This is a genomic window from Alcanivorax sp. HI0083, assembly GCF_001635175.1.
The window spans coordinates 1-866 of the sequence record NZ_LWFX01000157.1; the positions used below are offsets into that span (position 1 = coordinate 1).

An 866-nucleotide genomic window follows, 5' to 3' on the forward strand; every position below is an offset into this window, starting at 1 on the left:
GTCCACGCCGGCGCGGAAGGCATGGGCCAGCGGTTGTTCGGGCATGATCTCAACCACCTCTTCAGCACTGTTCTTGATCTTGCCGATATAACGGCGGGCGACCACGATCGGCACCGGAGATTCTTCCGCGATGCGGGCAATGGCGTAGGCGTAACCGAGTTTCACCGAGGCGACAATGGGGGCCACCGCAGGATCGTCGGCCGCTTCTTCCATGTCATCAAAGTACTCTTGTGCCTGGTTGGCCACGTCCTGGAGCATCATGTATTTGGTGCTCTGACGATCAGCGAGATAGATGGCGTACATCAGCTGGGAAAACAGGGCAGGAATCTTGCCGATGGGGCCAAGTTTGAGACCTTCTTCGCGGGCTTCCTGGAAGTCGCCGGCAAAGAACTTGCGCCATACCTGCAGGCTGCGAGCCTCCAGCACCTGATAATCACCGTTCCAGTCTTTGATATCCTCTTTCATGAAGGGGTACTTTTCGAACTGTTCCTTCATGTAAGCGGCGGATGGGTAGGGCACCTTCAGGCCGCGCATCAGGTATTCCCATTTGTCGCGGATTTGCTTGTCGGTATAGGTGAAGTAGCTTTTCTTGTAAGGCACCTCGTTCCATTTTTCGACGAAAATACGTTCATCCACCGGGATTTCCTGCATTTGCAGTTCTTCCGGGGTGACTTCGTCCATTTCGTCGTCGGCCTCGTCATCGCGGGCCGCATGGAGTTGCAAGCTGATAGCGCAGAGCGCGATCAGGCACAGAGAGCGCCAGAACGGTACAGAATATGCTGCCATGGTGTTTTACAGCTCTTGTTGTTGTTGTGTTTGTAGGCGAACAGGTTCGCCGGGCCCCGATAGCCCTGTATGGCATAACA

1 pseudogene is annotated in these 866 nt (G+C 55.2%); it reads right to left on the bottom strand.

Annotated features, from left to right (window positions below):
* Nucleotides 1-786: pseudogene (locus A3754_RS01715) on the bottom strand (hypothetical protein); the annotation flags it as partial.
* Nucleotides 787-866: the final 80 nt, after the last annotated feature.